The organism is Pelagimonas varians, assembly GCF_003208435.1.
GTDB classification, from domain to species: domain Bacteria; phylum Pseudomonadota; class Alphaproteobacteria; order Rhodobacterales; family Rhodobacteraceae; genus Pelagimonas; species Pelagimonas varians.
Window position 1 is genome coordinate 1 of record NZ_QKMF01000042.1, and the last position, 7,550, is coordinate 7,550.

General features: G+C 50.3%; 4 protein-coding genes and 1 pseudogene. 2 read left to right on the forward strand and 3 right to left on the reverse strand.

Going from position 1 to position 7,550, the window contains the following annotated elements:
• Window positions 1-1,750 precede the first annotated feature (1,750 nt).
• Together C8N36_RS23735 and C8N36_RS23740 are read left to right on the forward strand one after the other, a co-directional pair.
• A complete protein-coding gene (locus tag C8N36_RS23735) occupies window positions 1,751-2,638 on the forward strand; it encodes a hypothetical protein (protein ID WP_097807131.1) in 888 nt (295 codons plus the stop codon).
• Between the two features lie 5 nt (window positions 2,639-2,643).
• The gene (locus C8N36_RS23740; protein ID WP_097807132.1) at window positions 2,644-3,915 is read left to right on the forward strand and encodes a cytochrome P450; all 1,272 of its coding nucleotides are present in this window, start codon (window positions 2,644-2,646) and stop codon (window positions 3,913-3,915) included.
• A 20-nt stretch (window positions 3,916-3,935) separates the two neighbouring features.
• Here the strand turns inward: C8N36_RS23740 and C8N36_RS23745 are convergent, their stop codons facing one another.
• From C8N36_RS23745 to C8N36_RS23755, 3 genes and pseudogenes are all read right to left on the reverse strand, one after another.
• The gene (locus tag C8N36_RS23745; RefSeq protein WP_097807133.1) at window positions 3,936-5,579 is read right to left on the reverse strand and encodes a tetratricopeptide repeat protein; all 1,644 of its coding nucleotides are present in this window, start codon (window positions 5,577-5,579) and stop codon (window positions 3,936-3,938) included.
• 511 nt (window positions 5,580-6,090) lie between these two features.
• Window positions 6,091-6,588 (reverse strand): GNAT family N-acetyltransferase, encoded by a 498-nt coding sequence (locus C8N36_RS23750; RefSeq protein ID WP_097807134.1) that lies wholly within the window; start codon window positions 6,586-6,588, stop codon window positions 6,091-6,093.
• An 826-nt stretch (window positions 6,589-7,414) separates the two neighbouring features.
• Window positions 7,415-7,550, reverse strand: a pseudogene (locus C8N36_RS23755) (IS3 family transposase); the annotation flags it as partial.

Sequence of the window (7,550 nt, forward strand, 5' to 3'; positions counted from 1 at the left end):
CACCGCTTTGGGCATACCAGTCACTGAGCCTGTAGGCTAAATCCGGATGGGGAAAGGGGAAGCTCGCCTTTCATCCGATTTGTGCAACAAAGCCGCCTGAATTTGTATTCAATTGAATAGCGCAATTCAATTTCCAAATTGGAAACCAATGTCAGCTTTTCGGCTACCATCCAAACTTTGCAAAGTACACTAACTGCGCATTGCTGCCCTTGGTGGCCTGCGCAGCATCGAAGGCCTAGCAAATTGAGCTTCGAACGGCTGCTTCCACTGATCTTGCCCGAAGCCTGTGCAGCCGCAGCCAATGACCGGAAACCGCCCTCATATACGTGGTGGGTCCAATGCTGCGTTTTGCACGAATGACTTGGAAGGGTTGGCTGCGGACCTTGGACGGCCAACTAGTGCAAGTTGAGCTAGTCTCCGCGTTGTCAAGTTGACGGCAACGGCAGCTAAGCGCAGGAAGCGGACTTTGCAAAGTCGAGCAATCGACCCTGATGTGACATTGTTCAAACCGATGGTCTCTGCATCGAGGCTTCCCTCAACCAGTCATTCGACGCTTCGCGCAGCAAGTCAGAAGTCCTATGGGCGGCTCAGAGGATTTTGCGGACAATGGTCCCAATCAAACTCGACGTCCAAATCATCTGGGATTGCAACACGCACGTCGGTAGCTGATACTGAATTTTTGTCGTTTTCTACGCCATTTACGACAGAGAACACGGTCCTTGTTTTGATGCAATCTATGACGTCCAAGTTGGGGAGATCATTTTGAAAGGAACCCGAGACAAAAGATAGTCATACAAAATATGTCTCCATTTTAGGTTTTCTCATGGACTTCAAAAGAGCCTGAGTCTTGTGTTTGAAGCGCCAAACTCAAGTTCAACCAGGCCAATTGGTTGGTCAACATTGTCTTCAGACCCAATGAAAGGAGCAAAGCATTCAATGATATAATCCCGAAGACCCTTAGTTTCAAAGTTTCCCACCCCAATTTGCACCATCCTACCCCAGGCCATCCCCTTCTTCGAATAATGCCAATGTTAAGGTTTTTGATGAACACGTCGGATTCAAAGCGGCCTCACGGCAACACAGCGTCCTACTTCTAGAACTTGAAGCTAATTCTTGGCGTCACAAACCTCGTCTCGAAGTGGCTGCCAGCCCGAGACGGCGCGTGCGGTTCTTCTCAAGCTCGACAAATGTGGCAACGTTATAACTGTCCCCGACAGTTGCATATTCCCTCATCTTTCGTCTGGTAAATATATTCCTCAACTGATTTTTTGGTAGATTCTCATCCGCCTTTCCGCATAGGGAAGATACGATCAATGTTCTTCGTAGCATCATGAACAAAAAAAGTCTCTGGCCCCGGGCCGCTCGGATCGGTTTTTACAATGTGGAAGTAAACGATGATGTAGGGATGTGCGCTTGTGCCTTTGAGACAATAACGCTTGAAACCATTGGCGAGTTTCCGTCAAGTTTTTCTTTTTTGACAGTCCGAAAATAACCTATGAACCAGAATTCACAAAATCAGCGTTTATCATTGGAGCAACCGTCCCTACCACTGGATACGGGTGAAATCTTAAGGGCGTGTCGGCGTTTCCAATCCGAGGATCCGTCTCTGAGGTCACGATATCTAAAGGCCAAAAAAGTTGTCCGGGCATTCAAAAAACCTTCGTTTTATGAAATTACTACGCGCTGCAATCTGAAATGCGAAGGTTGTTACTATTTTGAAGGAGGTAACACCTCCGAGATACCCGAAAAAATGCAACTTGCCTCTTGGGAACGTTTTTTTGAAGCCGAAGCCCAACGCGATGTGTCCATTGCATATTTTGTAGGGGCAGAACCCGCTCTGGCTCAAGAGAGACTCTTTGCGGCAGCGGACTATTTTCCATATGGCAAGGTCGGTACAAATGGCACTGTTCGGATCGATCCGGCACTGCCTTATCGTATTGGCGTGTCGCTTTGGGCGAGTGATGACATGCTGGACAAACGTCTGCGGGGTGGCAGTGCTTTTCGGAAGGCATTGAGAAACTACGCCGGGGATCCTCGAGCCATCGTCCTGTTCACCGTGTCCAGTTGGACGGTGGACCAAGTGCCCAAGATTGCGGAAATTTGTGCCGATCACAACTTGCCCTTGACCTTTAATATCTATTCCCCAACCCAGACTTTCAACCGAAAGTTGGCCGAGGCTAAACCAAACGACAGTGCCTTTTTTCGGGTAAGTTCTGTGCAGGAATCACCACGATTTGATGACGAGGCTTTGGATCGTATGCGCCGTGCGATGAATGATGCCATCGACAAATTTCCAGATACAGTTGTCTATTCGAAATACTACAACGATTATATTTGCCAGCCTGGTTCGCGCTATGCTTTGGATCCTGACACTGGCATTGCTCAGGATTGCCAATCTCGGATCTTGGATCCAATGCGGTATTACGATGTCTCACTTAACCAAAATCCGGTCAAATGTTGCACACCAGATGTCGATTGCTCAACTTGTCGGATGTATGGTGGTGGTTGGTCGTCGCAATTCATGCCGCGCGCCAAGGATGTCGCCGATATCCATGCCTTTTCTAGCTGGATTGACAGTCTTGAAACACTGGAAAAGATCATGCTGTATTCCGCACGTGACCATCAACCGATGGCTTGAGTGGCATGAGCATTTTTACACCTAAACTAGATTTGCGTCCTGCGTCCGAAATGCGCTGGACTACGGTGGCCGATATCATCCGCCTCCGTGAAGACACCCGCCCCTCTGAATTGCTGTCTCAAGGTGTGGTGCACACAATGATTGGAGAAAGGGATGTATTTTTCATCTCGGACCCCGAAGCAATTGCGGTGATTTTAAAGCGTGACAGCGCCAGTTTTCCAAAGGCTGCGGTTCAGCAACGTTTGGGATATCATGCTTTTGGTCCGTCCATTTCAGGCACAATAAACGAAACCAATCGGCGCCAACGAAAAGCCTTAGCGCCATTGTTTGGCGGATCTGTTTTGCGCAAGGTCATTCCCATTGGGCTTGAAGCCGCACAAGAAACCGCCAAACTTTATGCGCGTACTGATGAGATTGATTTGAGTCGGCTTGCGCGCCGCTTGGCCCTAGACATAACTTGGAGCCTTTTCCTCGGTCCGGGTCATTATACTCCCCCCTCCCCAAAAGTTGAATTGATCTTCGACCGGTTGTTGGACCTGCCCAAAGATCAGGGAATTGCACAGGCCACTGTTTTGAAGGACCTTGTGGATGAGCTGATCCGGTCGGATCGTTTCGCGACCATACCCAAGGAAAATCCGGTGTCACAGATCACCTGCCCAAAAGGACTTGGAGGGGACGCGCCGCTTAGCCAAGCAGAGATCTACGCAAATGCCGTGAACTTGGCCTGGGCTGGATTTGCAACAACTGGCACATGTTTGGCTTGGGGGCTGTGGGTTCTGGGGCAAGATGTTGAGCTTCAGGACAAAATGCGCCGCGAGCTTTGCCAAGGTGTCTCGATCTCTGACACGTTGCACGCGCTGTATAGTGAGGTCATGCGGCTATGGCCTCCGGCTCCAGACGCTCTTCGTCTGGCCACTCGTGAGTTGATTGTAGAGGATTACAAGATCGCCCCAGGCTCCATGATCATGGTCTGCCCATATGCGTTGCACCGCCGCCGTGATATATGGCCAGACCCCGATCGGTTTGATGTGTCACGGTTTCTGAAAACTGACAGACCTCGGTCTCCGCACCAGATGATTTGGCCTTTTTCAGGCGGGACAAGCCGGTGTATGGGGCAGGCCTTTGCCTGGAAGGAGTTGGTGACTGCCACGGAAGTGCTCATCAGGGAGTGCCGAATTGTGGTGCAGCCTGAAACCGCAGCGCAAGTCGGTCTCAAACCCGGGGTTCTGATTGATCCGGATCGTCCATTGATGGCCCAACTGGAGCGGATTGCATAAAGACTTTTGGCAGGTACGCGTTAATAGGTCCAGTCGCGGCCGATGATTTGGGCGAACTGGGAATCGGCCAGGCGGTGTTTGATGAGATCCGTGAGATACGCCAAATAGGTTTCACACCACCTTTTTGTATAGTCTTTCAGGCCTTCGTCTGGTTCGGGGGAGGGCATTTTTTTGAAAGAGATGTGGATCTGCTTGTCTTTCCAATAGCGCTCACTCCATAGACCGGGCGCGCCTGTGCGGAACTGAATATGAGCATAGCTGATTTGCACTGGTAGAGGTCCAAAGGCACTATCGAACAGATTTTTGGGGTCGGTTTTGTGCACGCTGTCGGGCCCACACCACATAATCGCGTTCTGAGACAAATGCTTCTGAATGTCCCGCCGAGCTTTCACCGGCTCTCGGCGCATTGAGACATCTTTGTCTCCCCTGCCCAATCTGGGCCGGGGTTTCCCACCGATTATGCCAAGGTTCTCAAAATGTCGGGATGTCAAAAACGCATGAGCCCAGACAGGGCCCAAATGAGAGCCAGCCAGCAGGCAGCCACTATTTTTCTCCAAAGCCTCGTGGATCAGCGTGTAATCTGGCGGGACAGTGATGTCTGAGATCTGCTCAAAAACTTGGTCTTCGTCCTCAATTTCCATAAATGTAAACAGACGTGTTAGATCATTCGCTTGAGCCTCCCAATTTTTTGCAACAAGCCATTCGTTCAGGGTGCCATAAGGCTCGCCGCACAGCTTCCAAAAGGACAATAGTTTTTGTGTCACCTTGATCTGTTTCTGGGGCACGGAGATGGCTGCAATCTGATCACTCAGGTGGGTTCTGATAATGCCGCGGCGTTCGAACTGCCGACTTGCGACTTCGCTAAAGCCCTCGAACGTGCCTAGCTGCGAAATCCGTTGCTGGTAGGCGGTTTCCGCGGCGGCGTTCTGGGGCCGTAATTCTGCGGCTGCACGCAAGAGACTGTTCGGAAAAAACTGCATACCTTTCCAGCTGGGATTCGCAGGTAAACCCGACAAAAGAGCCGGGCGTTCGGAGCCTGTTTCGGGGTAACTTTCAAATAGCTTGCGCAGTTCTGAATAGTCCTCTGTCTGAACCAGACACATCGTCACGCCCTTCAAGGCTTGAAGCTTTTTGGCAGGGCGGATACCTGGCTGCTCAAGAATCTCTTGCCAAATTGCCAAACCTTCTGAAGCCTCTCCGGCATATGTGTGCTTCAGTGCCTGAAACGAAAGCAGCGGTGCCCTCTTCTTGGTGAGTTTGACAAAGCTGTCATGGACGTCCTGCAAGGCATCCCATTGATGGGTAGCAAGGAGTTTCTGACACAGGGTCGTTGCGGTAATCAGTTTATCAGGTGCTGCAGCAAAGGCCCGACGGCAAAAGGCTTCTTCAGCCGTGCCGTTCCCGGCAAGTTTGGCGCACTCTGCGTTGATCAATAAAACGGAGTAGTCGTCTGGCCACCGATTAAGCGCTTCGTGCGCAGTATCGGTCGCCCGTCCGATGTGGCCAAGTTGGGCAAGGGCACGCGAGGCACCAATCATCGCCTCCTGGTGTAAAGACGACATTGGCTGATCGTCCACAATTTGTTCAAACAATACAAGCGCTTGAAGTGGGTTGCCCTTTGTCAATATCTGCCTGGCTGCATTCAGTTTTTCTTGCGGTGACATGTGAAATTCCAGTGTATGTCGTAGTATGAAACCGCCATACCTCGGGGCTGAAGTAAAAGCTAGATTATAGACGCAATCCCGTTTTTGGCCTTCAGACAACCATTTCTACAACTGAAAAGATGCTATGAGAAAAATAATCTTTGAAGCCGAGAGCCGTGACTGTGGTCAATCAGACCAGTTCTTTGGAAACCACGTCAGTGGCTGGCTCTCAAACCCTTATTTTGAGTAGATGGTGTCCGATTGGAAAGCCTGCTAACATTTATTTCGCATAGTCAACTTTCGCGCAATTTTCCGACCTTGACGCACTTTGCAGCATCAATAGTGATCGGTTCGCCTTTCTAGAGGTCGGCTTTGTGGCAGGTCTCTTTGGTGCTTCGCATATGCAACAGAATTATTGCGACACCTTGCACCGATGTCGCGAAAGGGCTGGGTGCCGTCATCCCGTGTGGCCGGCGAATACAGTGGCTGGAGAAGCAACCAAAATCACACGCTGCATTGCCGCACTGAAGCCCTAGCGGCGGAATTCCTGTTCCTTAACAGTTGTCCCCCATGCAGTTCCTTCGGCCTCGGAAACGAGTTCAAAGCCAAAGCTCTCGTAAAGGTGCCGAGCTGGTTTTAGACCAGCAAAGGTCGTCAACCAAATATTGCCTTTTGAATGAGCCTCCGAATGGGAAACAGCACGTTGCAAGATTTGTCTACCTAGTCCGGTTCCTCGACACCTCTCGGCACAGATGAACCAGCGTAGATGGCCACCCCTGGGCCCCGAGGTTGGATCATTTAAATCTAAGACTAATGAGGCGGCGACACCGCCACAATCATGTGCAATCAAAACTAAATCATCGCTTGCCTGTCGCGCTGCAAATTCCGCCAGCTCCAGAGCGACCTTCGCCTCAAAAAATGTTCCAAAGCCCCAATTTGAGGCATAGTGATTTCCATGGAGCATTACGATTGCGCCAAGGGAACCAGGCCGAAATTGTTCAGAGATATCCACCAGTGCGTCTCTTTTCATGTGCCATCATTTAACTAAAAACTTCGATGTCGGTAAAGGTATGAAAAGTCCGTCCATAGTCCCACCCAATGAAACAAATGCGACACGGATGCCCTAAAGGCCGTTTTAGGAAAGCTGCAACGCAGCGCTCGGGCGTTCAGCCAGTGTCGGCTGAAGGCCGCAATCCGCCCAATTGAATTGGGCGGTGTCTAGATTTTGCCACCTAGATGTTGAAGGTGACAGAAGCCACAGGTGATCGGTATCTATTTTCTTGGTATCTAATGCGGGGGTAGGAGTTGCCTGCAGTTTGGGCTGAGATGCCTTTCCCAACGTTCCAACTCTATGAAAATGGAGTTCGAACTTTCTCCCTTCAGGTGCACCACTCCATTGAGATAGACGGAAAGAAACTGTAGCGCCTTGCAAGGCACTATCGATTCTGCGGTCGAGGTCCTCGCTTTCGGTCAAACCGCAATCTGGTCGGGCAAACCAACCTCAACACAGTTTTCTTCGCGGTCAAGTTCACTTTTTTCCAGATTTCATAAGGGTTTGAGAGAAAACGCATTGCCAGTTCGAACGATCCGATCGAGCAATGCTTCAATATATTGCCCTTTTTGATCTGCGCGCTTCTGGAGACGTTTGGCCTCTGATCCGATTGTTGCTGCCCTTTGTTCCCACGCATCTTTGAACATACGAGCAGCCAACGCGTGTGTGTTACGGCTAGGTACCAAAGATTTTAGTTGGCTCTCGAATTGCTTCTCAACTTCTTCGCGCCTAGTAGATTTGTGATGTTCTGGGCAACCTTTATGATGACAAAAATAGTATGGATATTTGAGGTGCCGGTAGTTTCCTAGACGCCAGCTTTGTTCATTTTCTTTTGTTCTGTTTCATAGTCAACCGGTGACAGCATGCCATTGTTCGTGTGCTTACGATTTGGGTTGTAGAACATCTCGATGGAATCGAACACGTCCTGCCGTGCTACGTCG

Excerpts from the sequence above, each read along its gene's own strand:
- C8N36_RS23735 (WP_097807131.1), top strand. The coding sequence starts at position 1,751 with ATGCAACTTGCCTCTTGGGAACGTTTTTTTGAAGCCGAAGCCCAACGC.
- C8N36_RS23750 (WP_097807134.1), bottom strand. The coding sequence starts at position 6,588 with ATGAAAAGAGACGCACTGGTGGATATCTCTGAACAATTTCGGCCTGGT.
- C8N36_RS23745 (WP_097807133.1), bottom strand. The coding sequence starts at position 5,579 with ATGTCACCGCAAGAAAAACTGAATGCAGCCAGGCAGATATTGACAAAG.
- C8N36_RS23740 (WP_097807132.1), top strand. The coding sequence starts at position 2,644 with ATGAGCATTTTTACACCTAAACTAGATTTGCGTCCTGCGTCCGAAATG.